At 53.9% G+C, this 21,286-nt stretch carries 21 protein-coding genes; 12 read left to right on the top strand and 9 right to left on the bottom strand.

Annotated elements, in window-relative coordinates:
- Nucleotides 1-55 precede the first annotated feature (55 nt).
- The 3 genes from holC (at nt 56) to M2374_RS11575 (ending at nt 4,065) form a co-directional block, all read left to right on the top strand.
- Nucleotides 56-499 carry a DNA polymerase III subunit chi gene (gene holC / locus M2374_RS11565; RefSeq protein WP_096758490.1) on the top strand — a complete coding sequence of 148 codons (444 nt, stop codon included), beginning with the start codon at nt 56-58 and terminating at the stop codon, nt 497-499.
- On the top strand, nt 499-3,354 hold the full coding sequence (locus M2374_RS11570) for a valine--tRNA ligase (protein ID WP_181688514.1): 2,856 nt from the start codon (nt 499-501) through the stop codon (nt 3,352-3,354). The genes holC and M2374_RS11570 overlap by 1 nt, the downstream gene beginning before the upstream one ends.
- Before the next feature lie 207 nt (nt 3,355-3,561).
- Complete coding sequence (locus M2374_RS11575; protein ID WP_115259564.1) at nt 3,562-4,065, top strand: GNAT family N-acetyltransferase; 504 nt, start codon at nt 3,562-3,564, stop codon at nt 4,063-4,065.
- A gap of 25 nt (nt 4,066-4,090) precedes the next feature.
- On the opposite strand, the gene M2374_RS11580 is transcribed toward M2374_RS11575, so the two are convergent.
- From M2374_RS11580 to rraB, 3 genes are all read right to left on the bottom strand, one after another.
- Nucleotides 4,091-4,921 carry a topoisomerase II gene (locus tag M2374_RS11580; protein WP_115259565.1) on the bottom strand — a complete coding sequence of 277 codons (831 nt, stop codon included), beginning with the start codon at nt 4,919-4,921 and terminating at the stop codon, nt 4,091-4,093.
- 147 nt (nt 4,922-5,068) lie between these two features.
- Nucleotides 5,069-5,827: a tRNA isopentenyl-2-thiomethyl-A-37 hydroxylase MiaE gene (gene miaE, locus M2374_RS11585; RefSeq protein WP_181688515.1), complete on the bottom strand. Its 759-nt coding sequence runs from the start codon at nt 5,825-5,827 to the stop codon at nt 5,069-5,071.
- A gap of 51 nt (nt 5,828-5,878) precedes the next feature.
- Complete coding sequence (gene rraB, locus M2374_RS11590; protein ID WP_096758495.1) at nt 5,879-6,304, bottom strand: ribonuclease E inhibitor RraB; 426 nt, start codon at nt 6,302-6,304, stop codon at nt 5,879-5,881.
- A gap of 99 nt (nt 6,305-6,403) precedes the next feature.
- On the opposite strand from rraB, the gene argL reads away from it, so the two are divergent.
- On the top strand, nt 6,404-6,499 hold the full coding sequence (argL, locus tag M2374_RS22355) for a putative translational regulatory protein ArgL (RefSeq protein WP_371414759.1): 96 nt from the start codon (nt 6,404-6,406) through the stop codon (nt 6,497-6,499).
- Entirely contained in the window at nt 6,469-7,473 is a 1,005-nt protein-coding gene (argF, locus tag M2374_RS11595; RefSeq protein WP_096758496.1) for an ornithine carbamoyltransferase, read from the top strand. The genes argL and argF overlap by 31 nt, the downstream gene beginning before the upstream one ends.
- Nucleotides 7,474-7,590: 117 nt before the next feature.
- Here the strand turns inward: argF and M2374_RS11600 are convergent, their stop codons facing one another.
- A complete protein-coding gene (locus M2374_RS11600; protein ID WP_117342398.1) occupies nt 7,591-8,043 on the bottom strand; it encodes a YhcH/YjgK/YiaL family protein in 453 nt (150 codons plus the stop codon).
- 239 nt (nt 8,044-8,282) lie between these two features.
- On the opposite strand from M2374_RS11600, the gene pyrL reads away from it, so the two are divergent.
- The 4 genes from pyrL (at nt 8,283) to ridA (ending at nt 10,292) form a co-directional block, all read left to right on the top strand.
- Nucleotides 8,283-8,417: a pyr operon leader peptide gene (pyrL, locus tag M2374_RS11605; RefSeq protein WP_096758504.1), complete on the top strand. Its 135-nt coding sequence runs from the start codon at nt 8,283-8,285 to the stop codon at nt 8,415-8,417.
- Nucleotides 8,418-8,419: 2 nt separating this feature from the next.
- Complete coding sequence (gene pyrB / locus M2374_RS11610) at nt 8,420-9,355, top strand: aspartate carbamoyltransferase (protein ID WP_115259569.1); 936 nt, start codon at nt 8,420-8,422, stop codon at nt 9,353-9,355.
- Nucleotides 9,356-9,367: 12 nt separating this feature from the next.
- Nucleotides 9,368-9,829 (top strand): aspartate carbamoyltransferase regulatory subunit, encoded by a 462-nt coding sequence (pyrI, locus tag M2374_RS11615; protein ID WP_003025816.1) that lies wholly within the window; start codon nt 9,368-9,370, stop codon nt 9,827-9,829.
- 76 nt (nt 9,830-9,905) lie between these two features.
- Nucleotides 9,906-10,292 (top strand): 2-iminobutanoate/2-iminopropanoate deaminase, encoded by a 387-nt coding sequence (gene ridA / locus M2374_RS11620; RefSeq protein ID WP_006686395.1) that lies wholly within the window; start codon nt 9,906-9,908, stop codon nt 10,290-10,292.
- A gap of 91 nt (nt 10,293-10,383) precedes the next feature.
- Here the strand turns inward: ridA and M2374_RS11625 are convergent, their stop codons facing one another.
- The 5 genes from M2374_RS11625 to mgtL all read right to left on the bottom strand — a co-directional run bounded on the left by M2374_RS11625 (nt 10,384) and on the right by mgtL (nt 16,753).
- Nucleotides 10,384-11,670, bottom strand: coding sequence for a TRAP transporter large permease (locus M2374_RS11625; protein ID WP_006686394.1), 1,287 nt, complete (start codon nt 11,668-11,670; stop codon nt 10,384-10,386).
- A gap of 30 nt (nt 11,671-11,700) precedes the next feature.
- Complete coding sequence (locus M2374_RS11630) at nt 11,701-12,210, bottom strand: TRAP transporter small permease (protein WP_181218737.1); 510 nt, start codon at nt 12,208-12,210, stop codon at nt 11,701-11,703.
- Between the two features lie 62 nt (nt 12,211-12,272).
- A complete protein-coding gene (locus M2374_RS11635) occupies nt 12,273-13,250 on the bottom strand; it encodes a TRAP transporter substrate-binding protein (protein ID WP_096758508.1) in 978 nt (325 codons plus the stop codon).
- Nucleotides 13,251-13,628: 378 nt separating this feature from the next.
- Nucleotides 13,629-16,337 (bottom strand): magnesium-translocating P-type ATPase, encoded by a 2,709-nt coding sequence (gene mgtA, locus M2374_RS11640; RefSeq protein ID WP_096759475.1) that lies wholly within the window; start codon nt 16,335-16,337, stop codon nt 13,629-13,631.
- Nucleotides 16,338-16,480: 143 nt separating this feature from the next.
- Nucleotides 16,481-16,753, bottom strand: a complete 273-nt coding sequence (mgtL, locus tag M2374_RS22360; protein WP_370317568.1) for a mgtA regulatory leader peptide MgtL — start codon at nt 16,751-16,753, stop codon at nt 16,481-16,483.
- Between mgtL and treR the strand changes: the two genes are divergently transcribed.
- The 3 genes from treR to treC all read left to right on the top strand — a co-directional run bounded on the left by treR (nt 16,725) and on the right by treC (nt 20,903).
- Complete coding sequence (gene treR, locus M2374_RS11645; RefSeq protein ID WP_137400479.1) at nt 16,725-17,672, top strand: trehalose operon repressor TreR; 948 nt, start codon at nt 16,725-16,727, stop codon at nt 17,670-17,672. The genes mgtL and treR overlap by 29 nt on opposite strands.
- 110 nt (nt 17,673-17,782) lie before the next feature.
- On the top strand, nt 17,783-19,201 hold the full coding sequence (gene treB, locus M2374_RS11650) for a PTS trehalose transporter subunit IIBC (RefSeq protein WP_181595939.1): 1,419 nt from the start codon (nt 17,783-17,785) through the stop codon (nt 19,199-19,201).
- Between the two features lie 49 nt (nt 19,202-19,250).
- Entirely contained in the window at nt 19,251-20,903 is a 1,653-nt protein-coding gene (treC, locus tag M2374_RS11655) for an alpha,alpha-phosphotrehalase (protein ID WP_181688516.1), read from the top strand.
- The last annotated feature ends 383 nt before the right edge of the window (nt 20,904-21,286 follow it).

Raw genomic sequence — 21,286 nt, forward strand, 5'->3', positions numbered from 1 at the left:
TAAGCGTAGCGCCATCCGGCTTTGCATTTAAATCCACAACAAGAAGCCCCATATTATGAGAAACGCAACGTTCTATCTTCTGGATAACGACACACAACAAGATGGCTTAAGCGCCGTTGAACAACTGGTGTGTGAAATTGCCGCAGAACGTTGGCGCGCGGGCAAGCGCGTACTGATCGCCTGTGAAGACGAAAAACAGGCTATTCGGCTGGATGAAGCGCTGTGGGCAAGACCGGCAGAAAGCTTCGTGCCGCATAATCTGGCGGGGGAAGGTCCGCGTGGTGGTGCTCCGGTCGAAATAGCCTGGCCAGAAAAACGCAACAGCAGCCCACGCGATCTGCTGATCAGTTTGCGCGTCGGCTTTGTAGATTTTGCCACCGCTTTCACAGAAGTGGTAGACTTCGTCCCTTATGAAGATTCTTTGAAACAATCGGCACGCGAGCGCTACAAAGCTTACCGCGTGGCTGGTTTTAACCTGAATACGGCAACCTGGAAATAATGGAAAAGACATACAACCCACAAGATATCGAACAGCCGCTTTACGAGCACTGGGAAAAGCAGGGCTATTTCAAACCTAACGGCGATGAAAGCAAAGAGTCCTTCTGCATCATGATCCCGCCGCCGAACGTCACCGGCAGTTTGCATATGGGTCATGCTTTCCAGCAAACCATCATGGACACCATGATTCGCTACCAGCGCATGCAGGGTAAAAACACCCTGTGGCAGGCCGGTACCGACCACGCGGGTATCGCCACCCAAATGGTGGTTGAGCGTAAGATTGCCGCTGAAGAAGGTAAAACCCGTCACGACTACGGTCGCGATGCGTTTATCGATAAAATCTGGCAGTGGAAAGCGGAATCCGGCGGCACCATCACCCGTCAGATGCGCCGTCTGGGCAACTCCGTGGACTGGGAGCGCGAGCGCTTCACCATGGACGAAGGTCTTTCCAATGCCGTGAAAGAAGTCTTTGTTCGCCTGTACAAAGAAGACCTGATTTACCGTGGCAAGCGCCTGGTAAACTGGGACCCAAAACTGCGCACCGCCATCTCCGATCTGGAAGTAGAAAACCGCGAGTCAAAAGGCTCAATGTGGCACATCCGCTATCCGCTGGCTGACGGCGCAAAAACCGCAGACGGGAAAGATTATCTGGTGGTCGCCACCACGCGTCCGGAAACCGTGCTGGGCGATACCGGTGTGGCCGTCAACCCGGAAGATCCGCGTTATAAAGATCTGATCGGCAAATTCGTTATCCTGCCGCTGGTTAACCGCCGTATTCCGATTGTTGGTGATGAACACGCCGATATGGAAAAAGGCACCGGCTGCGTGAAGATCACCCCGGCGCACGACTTTAACGACTATGAAGTCGGTAAACGTCACGGCCTGCCGATGATCAACATCCTGACCTTTGACGGCGACATCCGCGAAACCGCGGAGGTGTACGACACCAAAGGCGAAGAATCTGACGTCTATTCCAACGCGATCCCGGCTGAGTTCCAGAAGCTGGAGCGCTTTGCCGCACGTAAAGCGGTGGTTGCCGCTATCGACGCGCTGGGCCTACTGGAAGAGATTAAACCGCACGACCTGACCGTGCCTTACGGCGACCGTGGCGGCGTGGTTATCGAACCGATGCTAACCGACCAGTGGTACGTCCGTGCCGACGTGCTGGCAAAACCGGCGGTAGAAGCGGTTGAGAACGGCGACATTCAGTTCGTGCCGAAGCAGTACGAAAACATGTACTTCTCCTGGATGCGTGATATCCAGGACTGGTGTATCTCCCGTCAGCTGTGGTGGGGTCACCGCATCCCGGCCTGGTATGACAACGACGGCAACGTCTATGTCGGCCGTACCGAAGACGAAGTGCGTCAGGAAAACAACCTCGGCGCCGACGTTGCACTGCGTCAGGACGAAGACGTTCTCGACACCTGGTTCTCCTCCGCGCTGTGGACCTTCTCTACGCTGGGTTGGCCGGAAAACACCGACGCGCTGCGTCAGTTCCACCCAACCAGCGTGATGGTTTCTGGCTTCGACATCATCTTCTTCTGGATTGCCCGCATGATCATGATGACCATGCACTTCATCAAAGATGAAAACGGCAAGCCGCAGGTTCCGTTTAAGACGGTCTACATGACCGGTCTGATTCGTGACGACGAAGGCCAGAAGATGTCCAAGTCCAAGGGTAACGTTATCGACCCGCTGGATATGGTTGATGGTATTTCCCTGCCGGATCTGCTGGAGAAACGTACCGGCAACATGATGCAGCCGCAGCTGGCTGAGAAAATTGCTAAACGTACCGAGAAGCAGTTCCCGGACGGCATCGAGCCGCACGGTACCGACGCCCTGCGTTTCACCCTGGCGGCACTGGCCTCAACCGGTCGCGATATCAACTGGGATATGAAGCGTCTGGAAGGTTACCGTAACTTCTGTAACAAGCTGTGGAACGCCAGCCGCTTTGTGCTGATGAACACTGAAGATCAGGATTGCGGCTTCAACGGCGGTGAAATGACCCTGTCGCTGGCGGACCGTTGGATTCTGGCGGAATTCAACCAGACCATCAAAGCGTACCGCGAGGCACTGGATAACTTCCGCTTCGATATCGCCGCGGGCATTCTGTACGAGTTCACCTGGAACCAGTTCTGCGACTGGTACCTGGAGCTGACCAAGCCGGTCATGACCGGTGGTTCTGAGTCTGAGCTGCGCGGCACCCGCCATACACTGGTAACCGTGCTGGAAGGTTTGCTGCGCCTGGCGCACCCAATCATCCCATTCATCACCGAAACCATCTGGCAGCGAGTGAAGGTTATTTGCGGTAACACTGCCGACACCATCATGCTGCAGCCGTTCCCGGAATACGATGCGGCGCAGGTAGATGAAGCCGCGTTGGCCGATACCGAATGGCTGAAGCAGGCAATCGTGGCCATCCGTAACATCCGTGCGGAAATGAACATCGCGCCGGGCAAACCGCTGGAGCTGCTGCTGCGTGGTTGCAGCACCGACGCGATGCGTCGTGTGAACGACAACCGTAGCTTCTTGCTGAACCTGGCACGTCTGGAAAGCATCACCGTGCTGCCTGCTGATGATAAAGGTCCGGTTTCTGTGACTAAAATTATCGACGGCGCCGAGCTGCTGATCCCGATGGCTGGCCTGATCAATAAAGAAGATGAGCTGGCACGTCTGGCGAAAGAAGTGACCAAAATCGACGGTGAGATTGGCCGCATTGAAGCCAAACTGTCCAACGAAGGCTTTGTCGCACGCGCGCCGGAAGCGGTGATCGCTAAAGAGCGTGAGAAGCTGGAAGGTTACGCTGAAGCGAAAGCGAAGCTGATTGAACAGCAGGCGGTTATTGCCGCGCTGTAAAGCTGTTTGCCGGATGGCGCTACGCTTATCCGGCAAACAGGCACCGTCATCGTAGGTCGGATAAGCGTAGCGCATCCGACACCGCAGACGATAAAAGCCTCTGACGCACTCGCCCAGAGGCTTTTTATTGAATTATCCTCGCTTGCGCTTTCCCTCTCCGCAGTGGTATTAACTGCATATGTCCCACTTTTACGTCATGAGTTCGCTATGAGTGTCATTACACCTGTCTCGGCGACGCTGCGTCGCATTGCTGCCGACGATAACACCGCCATTGCCCACGTGATCCGCCAGGTCTCCGCCGAATACGGTTTGACCGCTGATAAAGGTTACACGGTGGCTGACCCTAATCTCGATGAGTTATTCCAGGTATACAGCCAGCCGGGTGCGGCCTATTGGGTGGTTGAACAAAATGGGCAGGTCGTCGGTGGCGGTGGCGTTGCGCCATTAGGCTGTAGCGAGCCGGATATTTGCGAATTACAGAAGATGTACTTTCTGCCGAGCGTGCGTGGTCAGGGACTGGCGAAAAAGCTGGCGTTGATGGCTCTCGATCACGCCCGTGAGCAGGGATTTAAACAGTGCTATCTGGAAACCACCGAATTTCTGACCGAGGCGATTCACCTCTACGAACGTCTGGGCTTTGCGCATATTGCCGAGCCGCTGGGCTGCACGGGGCATGTAGATTGCGAAGTGCGGATGCTAAAACCCCTCTGACGTTAGGCAAAGGGGCAATACTGCGTTATTGCATTTCGGCTGAGAGCATCAGACGAATCACGCCGGCGGCGCGAGCGGTCGGCAATTTGAGAACCTGCGTCCACAGATCCTGAACCATATCGCAAGCCAGTTGCTCTTTACCCACGCCTTTATTCGGGTCGGCCATGATTTGAATATCCGGCCCATAGCGCTGCACCAGTCCCGGACTAATGGCTTGCAGATCCTGAAGCGCCAGCTCTTTTTCTTCCGCCGTAACTGTATGTTTTCCCGGGCCGTAAGCCGCCTGCAGCATCGTCATGTCATTCGCCATACGGCGACTCATAATTTCACGTGGAATAAGCTGTACCGGGTTGATACCGCCCTTTACCGCCGGGAACAGGAAGCGAAAGCATTCGTCACCGCCTACTTTCGCTATCGCGTCAATTTGCGCGAGGTTCACCTGCATATAGGCAATCACGTTGGCATCGGGTGCCTGCTGTAAGCGCGCCATCTGGAACGTCAGGATCTGCGGCTGTATGGTGTCAATAATCTGCTGCTCGCTTTTCCCCGCCGTTTTCATCTCCACCGCCTGGTTGAGAATCGTCTGCCATAGCGCGGGTTCCTGCTCCTTAATGACCTCATAGACGGGCATTGTCAGCATTGCTTTCTCGAATTTCTGCGTTTCAGTCAGCCCATAGTCCGGACTTTCGCGCGGGATGAGATAGTGCGTATCAAACAGATTCCAGCCGATAATCGCCACAACAAAAATCACCGCACCGGAGACCTTACCTACCCAGCCCTTTTTACGACAGACGCCCACCACGGTCGCAATCACCGCCCCGATATAGCCTGCCAACAATACGTGTGCCCAGTTCATTCACCATCCTTTTTCATATCAATGCATATGGCGGGGATATATTCCCCCTTCAAGTGGTTTGATTATTGCGGCAGGTGCGATCGATTTCTAGCCACCAGATTTTAGCTACCAGGAAGGAGGAAGAGAGACACGTACCAGAGAGTGGAGCTAGGCTGGCACGCCGCTATGAAAACGAAACTCATCGTCCGGCGATAAGATCAGGGATTCTTCCACCTCACCAAAAAACCGTACCCGGTCACTGATGTCATGGTCGGCCGCCTGCTGTGCCAACGCCAGATAATCCTGATAATGGCGCGCCTCTGAGCGCAGCAGCGACAGATAAAACGCCTGTAATTCATCATCCAGATACGGTGCCAGCGCGGCAAAACGCTCGCAGGATCGCGCCTCAATGTAGGCGCCGCAGATCAGCTTATCAATCAGCGTTAACGGCTCATGGGTACGGACTTCTTTAAGCATGCCCTTGGCGTAACGACTGGCGGTCATTTTGATATACGGAATTTGGCGGCTTAGCATCGCTTCACGCACTTGCCAGAAGTGGTGTAGCTCTTCTTTGATCAGCAGCACCATGCTGTCGATAAGCTGTCGCCCCCACGGGTCGTCAGTCCGGGGCATGATGCTTTTGCTGATCTGCTTGTTCAGCAAGGTGAAATCCGGCTCTTCCCCTTCTCGGAAGGCAAAGGCTTCATAGGGTTTCAGCCACTCCAGCATTGCCTGCGATCCCTGCTTATCCGCAACATATTTACGCACCAGCAGCATCGCGGTTTGCGCCGCTTTCAGCTCGCAGACCAGATGGTCGGTCAGCAGCAGGGGAAGATTTGCCGGGTCGCGCGCTTTATCAAGCCAGGCCTCGGGCGTTTTGCAGTGCAGGAAATCCAGAATCGGGGAGAGTATTTGCGGGTAATCCATACGTTGTCCTTGCCCTACGGCAGCATGCGCCGCCGTAGGTCAGCAGATGACTTAGTGACGCACGCCGTCATCATCTTCGTCGACGAGATCGTCATCGTCGCCGTCTTCACCTTCTTCGCCGTTAGGGTCTTCAAAATAAGTGCCCCATCCGTCGTATTCCACGTCAAATTTTTCAGCCAGGTTCATCAGTTGTTCAACCTGAGTGTCAATCAGCTCGGCGTTCAGCGCACATTCACTGAGGATGTCACAGCAAATGACCGTGTCGCCTTCTTCCACTTCCAGCTCTTCCGGCTCGGTGACTTCATAACCCAGCTTGAAGGCTTCTACCGCTGCTTTTTCCAGGGTTTCAAAGTCATCCGCGGAAAGGTGATGCTCAATGGTATACAGCGCGTCAGGATCGCTACCATCTTCAAGTAACTCTTCAATAATCAAGCGTGTTTCTTCACGCTGTTCTTCCAGGTGTTCCGGGTTTGCCATGGCTCATATCCTCATAATGTCCTGCCGATACTCTTATTGTCACATACCGCTGACATTGCCTCCACCTTTCCAGGAAAGATTTGTTAAACAAGGTTGCAAATGAATAAACATACATATAAATTGAATTTTAATTCAATAAATGGCCTAAGCCATGTGAGGGAACCATGTCTGCATTTTATCAGAAGCACTTCTTGAAACTGCTCGATTTTACCTCTGCTGAACTCACGTCACTGCTGCAGCTCGCCGCCCGGCTCAAGGCGGACAAGAAAAACGGCACAGAGGTCGCTATGCTGACCGGTAAAAATATTGCGCTCATCTTCGAAAAAGACTCGACCCGTACTCGTTGCTCTTTCGAAGTTGCCGCTTACGATCAGGGTGCGCGTGTGACCTATCTCGGGCCAAGCGGCAGCCAGATTGGCCATAAAGAGTCGATAAAAGACACCGCCCGCGTACTGGGCCGCATGTATGACGGTATCCAGTATCGCGGCCACGGTCAGGAGGTGGTGGAGACGCTGGCCGAATATGCCGGGGTTCCGGTATGGAACGGATTGACCAACGAATTCCACCCCACCCAGTTACTGGCCGATCTGCTAACCATGCAGGAACACCTGCCGGGCAAAGCGTTTAATGAGATGACGCTGGTGTACACCGGCGATGCCCGTAACAACATGGGCAATTCAATGCTGGAAGCCGCCGCGTTAACTGGGCTGGATCTGCGCCTGGTGGCACCACCGGCTTGCTGGCCAGAAGAGAGCCTGGTAGCCGAATGCAAAGCGCTGGCACAGAAAAACGGCGGTAATATCACCCTGACCGACGATATTGCGACAGGCGTGAAAGGTGCGGACTTCATTTATACCGACGTCTGGGTATCCATGGGTGAAGCCAAAGAGAAGTGGGCCGAACGAATTGCCCTGCTGCGTAACTATCAGGTCAACAGCGCGATGATGGCGCTAACCGGCAATCCGCAGGTGAAATTCCTGCACTGCCTGCCAGCATTTCATGATGACCAAACCACGCTGGGTAAACAAATGGCGCAAGAATACGGTTTGCACGGCGGGATGGAAGTAACCGATGAGGTCTTTGAGTCACCAGCCAGTATTGTCTTTGATCAGGCAGAAAACCGCATGCACACCATTAAAGCGGTGATGGTGGCGACATTAGCGAAGTGAGCGTGTAGATGAAAAGAATGCCGGATGGCGATGCTACGCATCTTATCCGGCCTACAACCGTGCTCCCGTAGGCCGGATAAGACGCTATTGCGTCGCCATCCGGCATCATAAAATCACTTATTCGACCAGCATTTTTACCACGGCTTTGCGCACCAGCGCAGGCGTACCTACCGCGCACAGCGGCTTATGCACTTCGCCCGGATAGAACACCACAAAATCACCTTCATTCAGCACCACCGTCTTCTCTTCCGCCCCTTCCGGCAAGAAAGCGATATCTTTGTCCGCCAGCCAGTCGGTTTCCGGCGTGCCCGCAGGCAGCGTACTGAAGGTCATCCCTTCCTGGCCTTTTAGCAGGATCTGAATATCCAGATAACGGGCATGATACTCGGCGCGACGCTGCTCAAACGGCTCGGTCATATCTTCGGCGATCAGATAAAACAGGCGGTTACCGTCGATATCATGTTTCCCTTTTTCGGTTGTGTCCGTCACGTGCGCTTTAATGTGTTCAATTGCCTGACGCAGCTCTTCCGGCAGCCATGCTTCCAGGTGATGAATATTGCCGATAATCATTTCAAACCCCTTAATTAAAACATTGTTTCATTTTAGTTGTTATACGAAAAATCCGTCTGCCATACCACTGCTATTTACCGATATTTTGCGTCAACGCATGTTTATCGCCTGCGGCGGTCCCCGCGGGCTTGGGTGAATGAATATTCATGAGAATCGTTTGCGATGAATAATTTGTGCATTATTCGCTTGATCCTATAACGTAGCTGAGTATAATCGCCGACAATTTGCCGGGAGGATCTATGGTTCAGTGTGTACGACATTTTGTCTTACCGCGTCTGAAAAAAGACGCTGGCCTGCCGTTTTTCTTCCCGTTGCTCATCATTCTAAGCCCCTCAATTGAGGGGCTTTTTTTTTGCCCAGGCGTCAGGAGATAAACATGGCTAACCCGCTCTATCAAAAACACATCATTTCCATAAACGACCTCAGCCGCGATGACCTCAATCTGGTACTCGCGACGGCGGCGAAACTAAAAGCCCACCCGCAGCCGGAGCTGTTGAAGCATAAGGTGATCGCCAGCTGTTTCTTCGAAGCCTCAACCCGCACCCGTTTATCTTTTGAAACCTCGATGCACCGTCTGGGCGCCAGCGTGGTGGGATTCTCTGACAGCAGCAACACCTCACTGGGCAAAAAAGGTGAAACGCTGGCTGACACCATTTCAGTGATCAGCACCTACGTCGACGCCATTGTAATGCGTCATCCGCAGGAAGGCGCCGCGCGTCTGGCCACGGAGTTCTCCGGCAATGTGCCGGTACTGAACGCGGGAGACGGCTCTAACCAGCATCCGACCCAGACGCTACTGGACCTGTTCACTATTCAGGAAACGCAGGGTCGCCTGGACAATCTGCAAATTGCGATGGTGGGCGATCTGAAATATGGCCGTACCGTTCACTCTCTGACTCAGGCGCTGGCGAAGTTCGAAGGCAACCGCTTCTACTTTATCGCCCCGGATGCGCTGGCAATGCCGCAGTACATTCTGGACATGCTGAATGAAAAAGGCATCGCCTGGAGCCTGCACGGCACGATTGAAGAAGTGATGGCGGACGTAGACATCCTCTACATGACCCGCGTGCAAAAAGAACGCCTGGACCCGTCCGAATATGCCAACGTGAAAGCACAGTTCGTTCTGCGCGCCAGTGACCTGGAAGGTGCCAGAGAGAACATGAAGGTGCTGCACCCGCTGCCGCGCATCGATGAGATCACTCCCGACGTCGATAAGACGCCACACGCCTGGTATTTCCAGCAGGCAGGCAACGGCATCTTCGCCCGCCAGGCGTTACTGGCACTGGTACTGAATAGCGAACTGGCACTGTAAGAGGACATGACGATGACACACGATAACAAACTGCAGGTTGAAGCCATCAAACGTGGCACCGTGATTGACCATATTCCCGCACAGGTGGGTTTTAAGCTGCTGACACTATTCAAACTGACAGAGACCGATCAGCGTATCACCATCGGCCTGAACCTGCCGTCCGGTGAGATGGGGCGTAAAGACCTGATCAAAATTGAAAATACCTTCCTGACCGACGAGCAGGTCAACCAGCTCTCGCTGTACGCCCCGCAGGCCACGGTAAACCGCATTGATGACTATGACGTGGTGGGTAAATCACGTCCCAGCCTGCCTGAGCGTATCGATAACGTGCTGGTGTGCCCGAACAGTAACTGTATCAGTCATGCCGAGCCGGTTTCCTCCAGTTTTGCAGTGAAAAAGCGTGCCGATGACATCGCACTCAAATGCAAATACTGTGAAAAAGAGTTTTCCCATTATGTGGTGCTGGCCAACTAATTGGGGTTGGTTATGAGATCCCGGCTCCCTATAATGAGCGGGAACATTCTATTACCGCTGTAATTCAGGAGAAATCATGAGCAAGACTATCGCGACGGAAAATGCACCAGCAGCAATCGGCCCATACGTTCAGGGTGTTGATCTGGGTAGCATGGTAATCACTTCCGGTCAGATCCCGGTTGACCCAAAAACCGGTGCCGTATCGGAAGACGTGTCCGCTCAGGCGCGTCAGTCGCTGGAAAACGTTAAAGCTATCGTAGAAGCAGCAGGCCTGAAAGTAGGCGACATCGTAAAAACTACGGTCTTCGTTAAAGACCTGAACGATTTCGCCACCGTCAACGCCACCTACGAAGCGTTCTTCACCGAGCACAACGCGACCTTCCCGGCACGCTCTTGCGTGGAAGTAGCCCGTCTGCCAAAAGACGTGAAAATCGAAATTGAAGCGATCGCCGTTCGTCGCTAAACCTTCTTGTGCCGGATGGCGGCTTAGCCTTATCCGACCTGGGGAAGCGTAGTTTGCAGGCCCGGTAAGCGCGAGCGCCACCGGGCATTTATCACATTACGCCAAACAGTTTCGGCAGGAACAACGAAATCGCCGGAATATACGTCACCAACATCAGCACCAGGAACAGCACCGCATAGAACGGCAGCATCGCCTTCACCACCTGCTCAATCTTCTGCTTACTCACCGCACTGGCGACAAACAGCACCGATCCTACCGGCGGCGTAATCAGGCCAATCCCTAAGTTCACCAGCATGATCATGCCAAAATGCACCGGATCGATACCCAACGCGTTGGTCACCGGCAGCAGAACCGGAGTCAGGATCAGGATCAGCGGCGCCATGTCCATTAGCGTACCGATCAGTAGCAGCATGATGTTAATGCACATCAGAATGACGTATTTGTTATCCGAGATGCTGGTAAAGGCTTCGGTGATACGCATCGGCAGCTGCATATAGGTCATTACCGCGCCGAAAGCGGCGGCAAAGCCGATCAGGATCATCACGATAGTGACCGTTTTCACCGTGCGGAACATCAGCTTCGGCAGCTCAGACCATTTGTAGTCACGATAGATAAACATGGTGACAAAGAAGGCCCACAGACAGGCGATCGCCGCGGATTCCGTCGCGGTGAAGATACCCGAGAGGATCCCTCCCATAATGATCACCACCGTCATCAGGCCCCACAGCGTGTCGACAAAAATCTTCAACGCCTGGCGAAACGGTACGCGCTCCCCTTTTGGATAACCGCGTTTGTGCGCAAACGCTACGCACATCACCATCAGGCTAAAGCTCAACAGCAGACCCGGTAAGATGCCGGCAATGAACAGCGCGGCAATAGACACCGTACCGCCGGTCGCCAGCGAGTAAATCACCGAGTTATGGCTGGGGGGCGTCAGGATCGCCTGTACCGATCCGCTGGCGGTCACCGCCGCCGCAAAGTCACGCGGGTAGCCTTTTTTGTCCATCTCCGGGATCATCACCGAACCAATAGAGGCGGTGTCGGCTACGGACGATCCGGAAATTGCACCAAAAAAGGTGGAGGCCACAATATTCACCAGCGACAGTCCGCCGCGAATAAAGCCCACGAATATGTAGGCAAAATTCACCAGCCGACGCGCAATCCCGCCTTCGGCCATAATCGCTCCGGCCAGAATAAAGAACGGGATCGCCAGCAATGAAAATTTATTCACCCCACTGGTCAGTTGGATCATCACCGCTTCCAGTGGAATATCAATGTACCAGGCGCCAATGATCGCGCTAATACCCACCGCGTACGCTACCGGTACCCCAATCGCCAGCATAATGCCGAGCGTAAAGACGAGAATAAATGCATCCATCTGCTTTCCTTTCTGAAATGGGGGCGGTAACTAGCTGGTCGAACCCAGCATGACAACAGGACGTTGGTACTGCGGACCACGGCAGATCTTCTCAAGAATAAAAAGCAGCGTGATGGCAGAGCCAATCGGTAACGGCAGGTAGTTTTGCCCGGCGCTTAACAGCGGGAATTCCGCAACGGGTTGTTCCCACAGTTCAAGACACAGCGTGGTGCCGTACCAGAGAATAAACAGGCTAATCGCCGTCAGCATAATATCGGCGATAAGAGAGCAGTAACGGCGGGCGGTTTCACCCAAACGATCGGTCACCATGCTTACCGCGATATGCGAACCTGCGCGATAACTCACCGCGGCGCCAATAAAGGTGAATGTCACCATACAGAGAATAGCGACAGGCTCAGGCCATGACAGGGCATTGTTCAGAACATATCGTGCAAATATCCCAATTGGGATGATGGCGACCATCACTAATAATGCCATCCCGGCAATCCACATTGAGACCCGGTAAAAAAAATCCATTACCGATGAATAGCATTCACCCATAATCATCACCTCGAATTAATCAAAAGACTCAGGCAGATGGTGGATGCCATCCGCCTGATGAACTACTTCACATCCTGAATACGTTTGATCAAATCTTGGTGATCTTTACCGTAATTATCCCTTACTGACTGCGTGGCTTTATAGAAAACATCAGTATCAATATCATGGAACTGAACACCATTGGCTTTCATAGTTTCCAGTGATTTCGCATTATAGGCTTCCCACAATTTACGCTGTTCTACCTGCGCTTCTTTCGCGAGCTTAATAATGAGATCCTGATCTTCTTTTTTCAATTTATCCCATTTCGTTTTCGAGAACAGGAATAGCTCAGGAATAATAAAATGTTTGCTCCAGGTGTAGTTTTTAACTACCGGTAAATAGTTGTGCGCCACAAACGTTGGCGGGTTATTTTCCGTGCCATCAATTACGCCGGTCTGCATGCCGCTAAACACTTCGCTGACCCCCATCACAATGGAGTTCGCGCCCATCGCTTTTAAGGTATCCAGCGCGATTGGGCTGGCCTGCACACGGATTTTCATCCCGTGTAAATCTTCTGGCTTGATAACCGGATTTTTAGTGATCAGGTTGCGCGTACCTGCATCCATCCAACCAAGGAATACCAGTCGTGATTTACTGTTTGCGGTCAGACGGTCGCCAATCTCCTGGCCAATCATCCCGTCCAGCACCTTATGCATATGGTCTTCATCGCGGAAAATATACGGCAGGGTAAAGACGTTAATTTCAGGGAGTATGGCGGCAACTGGGGTCATTGAGACGCGAATAATATCGATGGCGCCTAATTGCGCCTGCTCAATCATCTGTTTCTCATCGCCTAATACGCCACCGGGAAAGGTTTTAATCTCCAGACGCCCGTCGGTCGCCGCACTGAGTTTTTCACCCATGTGCTTCACGGCAACAACGTTCGGGTAATCAGCCGGATGCACATCGGCGGCACGGAAGGTTTGGGCTAACGTGGTATGACTGGCCAGCAAGACTGACGCGCCAATACACAGGCTTAACAGGTTTTTTGTCAGTTTCATTTGTCCTTCTCCAGAAGTTCATAATTTCCATTAATAGAAATGGTATGCAGAGCAAATGACTGCCGGAATTAAAAATGGGCAGCGAGAAACTTTTTTAACGACGTTACCTGCGCAGACTAGCTGGTGTAACAATTTATTTCGATGACTGCCTTCACAAAAAAACGTCAATGATAATAATTTTTAGCACACTGTTTCATTTTTGCAACGGAGATCGTTTTATTGAGAAAAAACAAAAGGCGAGAACGGGATATGTTAATACTTTACCCCGTTAGTATTTCAATAAAATTAAAACACAAATATTGCGAGGGAATATCTTCGAATGAAAAAGAAAAATGCCGAATGGCTGTACCCGCACCATTCGGCAGAGAAACGAAACGGTTATTGCCAGCCGTAACGGCGGCTATAAAAACCTTTCACTAATTGGGTCAACGTCATGTAACCCGCCAGAATCGCAATCAGCCACGGGAAGTAGCTCAGCGGCAATGCCTGCAATTGCAGGTAGCTCGCCAACGGGGAGAATGGCAGCGCAATCCCCACCACCATCACCACCAGCGTCATCAGCATCAGCGGCCATGCGGCGCGGCTCTGGATAAACGGTACGCGGCGGGTACGGATCATATGCACAATCAGCGTTTGTGACAGCAGCCCCACCACAAACCAGCCCGACTGGAATAACGTCTGATGCTCTGGCGTATTGGCATGGAAGACAAACCACATCAGGCAAAAGGTCAGAATGTCGAAGATCGAGCTAATCGGTCCAAAGAACAGCATAAAGCGCCCCAGTTCGGCGGGATTCCAGCGCTGTGGTTTTTTGATCTGCTCTTCATCGACGTTATCAAACGGAATTGCCACCTGGGATACATCGTACAGCAGGTTCTGGATCAGTAAGTGCAACGGCAGCATTGGCAGGAACGGCAGAAATGCGCTCGCCACCAGCACGCTAAAGACGTTACCAAAGTTGGAGCTGGCCGTCATTTTGATGTACTTCAGCATGTTCGAGAAGGTTCGACGCCCTTCGATCACCCCTTCTTCCAGCACCATCAGGCTCTTTTCCAGCAGGATGATATCCGCCGCTTCACGGGCAATATCAACCGCACCATCGACGGAGATCCCAATGTCCGCCGCGCGCAGCGCCGGGGCATCGTTGATGCCATCGCCCATAAAGCCGACCACGTGGCCTTCGCGTTTGAGCAGGGTCACTATGCGTTCTTTGTGCATTGGCGTCAGGCGGGCAAACAGCGTGGTGCGCTGGGCAAGCCGGGCCAGCTCGTCGTCGCTCAACCCTTCAATGTGGCTACCAATCACCACCTCACCCGCATCCAGACCGACTTCATGACACACTTTTGCCGCCACCAGTTCGCTGTCGCCGGTGAGGATTTTTACCGTAATGCCGCTGGCCTTCAGCGCCTTCAGCGCCGGGGCGGTAGTCTCTTTCGGTGGATCGAGGAATGCGATGTACCCTTCGAGGATCAGATCGGACTCATCAATACGCTGGTAGTCCCCTTCACGCGCGGGCAGGTATTTGGTTGCCACTGCCACCACGCGTAGCCCCTGACGGTTCAGCGTGTCGGTCACGCGCTTCACCCGACGCAGCATGTTGTCGTCCAGCGGAACAATTTCACCGTTGTGGCGCACCTGGGTACAGACGTTGAGGATCTCCTGCAGCGCACCTTTGCACACTAACTGGTGAACATCGCCCACTTCTGCCACCACCACCGACATGCGGCGGCGTTCGAAATCAAACGGGATCTCATCGATTTTCTGCCAGCGGGTCGAGAGTTGACGCGCCGATTCTTCATCCACACCGTCCAGCACCGCCGTATCCAGCAGGTTCTTCAGCCCGGTCTGATAATGGCTGTTCAGCCACGCAGAATGCAGAACGTGCTCGCTGGGTTTACCGGAGATATCGGTATGATTCTCCAGCACAATTTTATCCTGGGTCAGCGTACCGGTTTTATCGGTACACAGAATATCCATCGCACCAAAGTTCTGGATGGCGTCGAGGTGCTTAACGATAACTTTTTGTTTTGACAGCTTCACCGCCCCGCGCGCCAGCGTTGAGGTGACGATCATCGGCAGCATTTCTGGCGTTAAGCCTACTGCCACGGACAGGGCAAACAGCGCCGCTTCCCACCAGTCGCCTTTGGTGTAACCGTTGATAATCAGCACAATTGGCGCCATCACCAGCATAAAGCGGATTAGCAGCATGCTGACGCGGCTGATCCCTTTCTGGAATGCATTCTGCTCGCTATCCTGCTCGGTCACGCGACCCGCCAGCTGTCCAAACCAGGTGTTCGCCCCGGTAGAAATGACGATCGCCTGCGCCGTACCGCTCACCACGTTGGTGCCCATAAAGCACAGGGTATCGCACTCCAGCGGGTTGCTTTGCTGCGGGTCACGGCTGGTCGCCACCTTCTCAACCGGCAGTGACTCACCGGTCAGCGAGGCCTGCGCGACAAACAGATCGCGCGCCTGAACGATGCGTAAATCCGCCGGGATCATATCCCCCGCCGCCAGCTTGATAATGTCGCCGGGCACGAGCTGATCGATAGGCAGTTCAACCCAACCGTTTTCGCCGGTCTCGTTAATCACCCGCAGGACCGTGGCGGTGTTGCTGACCATCGCTTTTAGCGCATCCGCCGCTTTGGTGGAGCGCGCCTCCTGCACAAAGTTCAGCAGCGTCGAGATAATCACCATCAGGGCAATCACGCCTGCGGCAAACAGATCCTCGGTGGCATAGGAAATCCCGCCCAGAATGGTGAGCAGAATATTAAACGGGTTGCGGTAACAGACCCACAGATGTACCCACCACGGCGACGGTTTCTGCGCCGGCAGCTGGTTTTCGCCATGCTGCTCACGGGCGCTTTCCACTTCCGCGGCGTTCAAGCCTTCAGGGTGGGTATTAAAGGTTTTCCACAGCGTCTCTTCGTTCATCAGCGCCATCTTCAGGCAATGTTCACTCAGAGAAGGCGGAATGGGCGTGCTGGCAACGGTCTGGGCGTTCGGCAGCGGATCACGATGCACCAGACGATGCGGTAAATGGCGGTTCAGCCGGGCAAACAGCTGGCGGGTGATATTTTTAAACATAGGCAGTCCCTCTGCGCCGGTATTAACAGGCGCAGTGAATCCATCAGGCGTGGCAAAGCCTTGCCTGATGGCAATCATAAAATCACAACAGGGACGTCAGAACGTCACTGTCTTACGTTTCCGGTAAGACAGTGAATGCAGGCTTACCGGAAAGGGGTTTTTCTCCGTTTCGGGAGAGGGGTGGGATCGGGATCCATACAGCCTCCGGTAAGTGAATGATTTGCCCCGCGCATTATAGGGATAAATCTATAAGGTTCGTGGCAATTATGCCGGTATGATAAAGCACAGAAACTAAACCAAACGTATACCAGACTTTGCCCATTGCGCTGAGCATGAGTAAAGTTATTCTCTTTTGGCATAACTTCACACGCGACACGGGAATACAGGATGCAAAATCGGCTGACCATTAAAGACATCGCCCGCTTAAGCGGTGTGGGAAAATCAACCGTTTCCCGCGTCCTCAACAATGAAAGCGGCGTCAGTGAGCGCACCCGCGAACGCGTTGAAGCGGTGATGAATCAGCACGGTTTTTCCCCTTCCCGCTCTGCCCGTGCCATGCGTGGGCAAAGTGACAAAGTGGTGGCGATTATCGTCACGCGACTGGATTCGCTTTCCGAGAATCTGGCCGTGCAGACCATGCTGCCCGCCTTCTATGAGCAGGGCTACGACCCGATTATGATGGAAAGCCAGTTCTCGCCCGACCTAGTGGAAGAACACCTGGGTATGCTCCGACGCCGCAACATTGACGGCGTGGTGCTGTTCGGTTTTACCGGTATTACCGAAGCGATGATCGCCTCCTGGCAGGACTCCCTGGTGCTGCTGGCAAGGGATGCTAACGGTTTTGCCTCGGTTTGTTATGACGATGAAGGCGCAATCCATACCCTGATGCAGCGTTTATACGATCGCCAACACCGCCATATTAGTTTTCTTGGCGTTCCCCACAGCGACGTCACCACCGGTCAACGGCGTCATGCCGCCTACCTGGCCTTCTGTAAAAAACATCAACTGCATCCTGTTGCGGCCCTGCCGGGTCTCGCCATGAAGCAGGGCTACGAACACGCTGCCGATGTCATTACCCCAGAGACCACCGCCTTAGTGTGCGCCACGGATACTCTGGCTCTTGGGGTCAGCAAATATTTGCAGGAGCAGCGCATTGAACATCTGCAGCTGGCGAGCGTGGGCAGCACACCGCTGATGAAATTCCTCCATCCGGAGATCGTCACCGTCGATCCCGGTTACGCCGAAGCCGGTCGACAGGCGGCGTTGCAGTTGATCGAGCAGATCAACGGCCGCAGCGAACCCCGACAGATCGTCATTCCCGCCACCCTTTCCTGATCGCTTTCTGAGCGCTAATTTGTGATCTTCGCTGTGTTTCGGGAACGTTCCCATTTTTAAATATCCAGCGAAGATATACTCTGGCGCCAGGTCAACAACAGGGCTTAATCATGAGCAAAGTAAAACAAGCGGATATCGACCAGCTGATTGAGTTGGTGGGCGGGCGCGACAATATCGCCACGGTGAGTCATTGCATCACGCGCCTGCGTTTTGTGCTGAATCAGCCCGCGAATGCCAGACCGAAAGAGATCGAGCAGCTGCCGATGGTCAAAGGCTGCTTCACCAACGCCGGGCAGTTTCAGGTAGTGATTGGCACCGAGGTGGGCGACTACTACAAAGCGCTGCTGGCCACCACCGGACAGGCCAGTGCCGACAAAGAGCAGGCGAAAAAAGCCGCGCGACAGAACATGAAATGGCACGAGCAGTTGATCTCGCACTTCGCGGAGATCTTCTTCCCCCTGCTGCCCGCGCTGATCAGCGGCGGCCTGATCTTAGGTTTTCGCAATGTGATCGGCGATCTGCCGATGAGCAACGGTCAGACGCTGGCGCAGATGTACCCGTCGCTGAAAACCCTCTATGACTTCCTGTGGTTGATCGGGGAAGCGATCTTCTTCTATCTGCCGGTCGGCATCTGCTGGTCAGCGGTGAAGAAAATGGGTGGAACGCCGATCCTCGGCATCGTGCTGGGCGTCACGCTGGTTTCACCGCAGCTGATGAACGCGTATTTGCTGGGCCAGCAGGTGCCGGAAGTGTGGAACTTCGGCCTGTTTACGATCGAAAAAGTCGGCTACCAGGCGCAGGTTATTCCTGCTCTGTTGGCAGGTCTGGCGCTGGGATTGATTGAAACGCGCCTGAAACGCCTCGTCCCGGATTACCTGTATCTGGTGATCGTCCCGGTGTGCTCGCTGATCCTCGCGGTGTTCCTCGCCCACGCGTTTATTGGTCCGTTTGGTCGCTGGATTGGCGATGGCGTCGCCTTTGCCGTGCGTCATCTGATGACCGGCAGCTTTGCCCCGATTGGCGCAGCGCTGTTTGGCTTCCTGTACGCCCCGCTGGTGATCACCGGCGTGCATCAAACTACGCTGGCCATTGATATGCAGATGATCCAAAGCATGGGTGGCACGCCGGTGTGGCCGCTGATTGCACTGTCAAATATCGCCCAGGGCTCGGCGGTAATAGGGATTATCATCGCCAGCCGCAAGCAAAACGAACGTGAAATCTCGGTACCTGCCGCTATCTCCGCCTGGCTCGGCGTGACCGAACCGGCAATGTACGGCATCAACCTGAAATACCGCTTCCCGATGCTGTGCGCAATGATCGGTTCCGGCCTCGCCGGTCTGCTGTGCGGCCTGAACGGCGTGATGGCGAACGGGATTGGCGTCGGCGGTATACCTGGCATCCTCTCCATCCAGCCGACTTACTGGCAGGTATTTGGCCTGGCGATGGTCATCGCGATTGTTATCCCGATGGTGCTGACCTCGTTCGTCTACCAGCGTAAATACCGTCAGGGCACGTTACAAATTGTCTGACTCTTTTTTGGGGTGCCATTGCACCCCTCCGCATTTGCAGGAGACCACAATGACTATTCCACACTGGTGGCAACACGGCGTTATCTATCAGATTTACCCCAAGAGTTTTCAGGACACCACCGGCAGCGGCACCGGCGATTTGCGCGGCGTTACGCAGCGTCTCGACTATCTGCAAACGCTGGGCGTTGATGCGATATGGTTGACGCCGTTCTACATTTCGCCACAGGTTGATAACGGCTACGACGTTGCAGATTATATCTCCGTTGACCCGGCCTACGGCACAATGGATGACTTCGACGAACTGGTGGCGCAGGCAAAAGCGCGCGGCATACGCATTATTCTTGATATGGTGTTTAACCATACATCGACGCAGCACGCCTGGTTTCGTGAAGCGCTGGATAAAGACAGTCCGTATCGTCAGTTCTATATCTGGCGTGACGGTACGCCTGAGGCCTGCCCTAACAACTGGCGCTCCAAATTTGGCGGCAACGCCTGGGACTGGCACGCCGCAAGCGAACAGTATTATCTACACCTCTTTGCCCCGGAACAGGCCGACCTGAACTGGGAAAATCCGGCGGTTCGCGCCGAGCTGAAAAAAGTGTGTGAGTTCTGGGCCGATCGCGGCGTAGACGGACTGCGCCTCGACGTGGTGAATCTGATCTCCAAGGATCAGGACTTCCCGAGCGATCCTGACGGTGATGGCCGCCGTTTTTACACCGATGGTCCGCGCGTGCATGAATTCTTACGCGAGATGAACCGCGATGTCTTCACCCCACGCAGCCTGATGACAGTGGGTGAAATGTCCTCCACCACGCTCGAACATTGCCAGCAATACGCCGCACTGGACGGCAGCGAATTGTCGATGACCTTTAACTTCCACCACCTGAAAGTCGATTACCCGAATGGTGAAAAGTGGTCGTTAGCCAAACCGGATTACGTGGCGCTGAAAACCCTGTTCCGCCACTGGCAGCAGGGGATGCACAACGTCGCGTGGAACGCGCTGTTCTGGTGTAATCACGATCAGCCGCGCATCGTTTCACGCTTTGGCGATGAAGGACAATATCGCGTGCCGGCCGCCAAAATGCTGGCGATGGTGCTGCACGGGATGCAGGGCACGCCTTATATCTATCAGGGCGAAGAAATTGGCATGACCAACCCACATTTTCGCCAGATTACCGATTATCGCGACGTCGAAAGCCATAACATGTTTGCCGAGCTGAATGCTAGCGGGCGTGATGCCGACGAGCTGTTGGCGATCCTCGCCAGTAAATCCCGCGATAACAGCCGCACGCCGATGCAGTGGGACGGAAGCCAACACGCGGGCTTTACCCAGGGGGAGCCGTGGATCAACCTGTGCGACAACGCGGCGGAGATCAACGTTGCTGCAGCGCTAAGGGATTCCGATTCGGTGTTTTACACCTATCAGAAGCTGATTGCCTTACGCAAAACAGAACCGATTCTCACCTGGGGCGATTATCAGGATCTGTTGCCAGACAGTCCGCATGTCTGGTGCTATCAGCGCGAATGGCAGGGACAACGGCTGCTGGTCGTTGCTAATCTGAGCAACGCCTTCCAGCCCTGGCAACCGGCGCACACTCGCGACAACTGGCAGGTGTTGATGCACAACTATGACGAGGTCGCCCGCCAGCCCGGCGCGATGACGCTACGTCCTTTTGAAGCTATCTGGTGGCTGCAAAAATAGCTTGCAATTGGCATCAAGCCCGGCGCGTATAGCGCTGCCGGGCTTCACGGCATACGCTCAACTTACCACCCTGTTTTTGCTGAATAATTAATCAGAATTTTCTACGGGCAATTTACAATCGCTGTACTGCCCGTCATCTGTACGCTCTGGTTTTTACTTTGAGCTACATCAATAAAATCGCAAACATCCTTGATGCAAATCACTACATATAGAACTTAAAATGCACGCCGACCCAATATGTTGTATTAATCGACTACAATTGCTACAACGCCATTTCCCTCGGTAGCGGTGGAAATGTGGATAAATGGGGTCTGAATTACGGGAAGTCATTGACCAGAGAGATGAATAAACCAGTGAGTGCTTCCCACCCTCTGTGGATAACC

Source organism: Citrobacter sp. JUb117, from assembly GCF_024809055.1.
Classification (GTDB): domain Bacteria; phylum Pseudomonadota; class Gammaproteobacteria; order Enterobacterales; family Enterobacteriaceae; genus Citrobacter; species Citrobacter gillenii.

Coding starts and splice junctions, on each gene's coding strand:
- holC (WP_096758490.1), top strand. CDS start 56: ATGAGAAACGCAACGTTCTATCTTCTGGATAACGACACACAACAAGAT.
- M2374_RS11570 (WP_181688514.1), top strand. CDS start 499: ATGGAAAAGACATACAACCCACAAGATATCGAACAGCCGCTTTACGAG.
- M2374_RS11575 (WP_115259564.1), top strand. CDS start 3,562: ATGAGTGTCATTACACCTGTCTCGGCGACGCTGCGTCGCATTGCTGCC.
- M2374_RS11580 (WP_115259565.1), bottom strand. CDS start 4,921: ATGAACTGGGCACACGTATTGTTGGCAGGCTATATCGGGGCGGTGATT.
- miaE (WP_181688515.1), bottom strand. CDS start 5,827: ATGGATTACCCGCAAATACTCTCCCCGATTCTGGATTTCCTGCACTGC.
- rraB (WP_096758495.1), bottom strand. CDS start 6,304: ATGGCAAACCCGGAACACCTGGAAGAACAGCGTGAAGAAACACGCTTG.
- argL (WP_371414759.1), top strand. CDS start 6,404: ATGAATAAACATACATATAAATTGAATTTTAATTCAATAAATGGCCTA.
- argF (WP_096758496.1), top strand. CDS start 6,469: ATGTCTGCATTTTATCAGAAGCACTTCTTGAAACTGCTCGATTTTACC.
- M2374_RS11600 (WP_117342398.1), bottom strand. CDS start 8,043: ATGATTATCGGCAATATTCATCACCTGGAAGCATGGCTGCCGGAAGAG.
- pyrL (WP_096758504.1), top strand. CDS start 8,283: ATGGTTCAGTGTGTACGACATTTTGTCTTACCGCGTCTGAAAAAAGAC.
- pyrB (WP_115259569.1), top strand. CDS start 8,420: ATGGCTAACCCGCTCTATCAAAAACACATCATTTCCATAAACGACCTC.
- pyrI (WP_003025816.1), top strand. CDS start 9,368: ATGACACACGATAACAAACTGCAGGTTGAAGCCATCAAACGTGGCACC.
- ridA (WP_006686395.1), top strand. CDS start 9,906: ATGAGCAAGACTATCGCGACGGAAAATGCACCAGCAGCAATCGGCCCA.
- M2374_RS11625 (WP_006686394.1), bottom strand. CDS start 11,670: ATGGATGCATTTATTCTCGTCTTTACGCTCGGCATTATGCTGGCGATT.
- M2374_RS11630 (WP_181218737.1), bottom strand. CDS start 12,210: ATGGGTGAATGCTATTCATCGGTAATGGATTTTTTTTACCGGGTCTCA.
- M2374_RS11635 (WP_096758508.1), bottom strand. CDS start 13,250: ATGAAACTGACAAAAAACCTGTTAAGCCTGTGTATTGGCGCGTCAGTC.
- mgtA (WP_096759475.1), bottom strand. CDS start 16,337: ATGTTTAAAAATATCACCCGCCAGCTGTTTGCCCGGCTGAACCGCCAT.
- treR (WP_137400479.1), top strand. CDS start 16,725: ATGCAAAATCGGCTGACCATTAAAGACATCGCCCGCTTAAGCGGTGTG.
- mgtL (WP_370317568.1), bottom strand. CDS start 16,753: ATGTCTTTAATGGTCAGCCGATTTTGCATCCTGTATTCCCGTGTCGCG.
- treB (WP_181595939.1), top strand. CDS start 17,783: ATGAGCAAAGTAAAACAAGCGGATATCGACCAGCTGATTGAGTTGGTG.
- treC (WP_181688516.1), top strand. CDS start 19,251: ATGACTATTCCACACTGGTGGCAACACGGCGTTATCTATCAGATTTAC.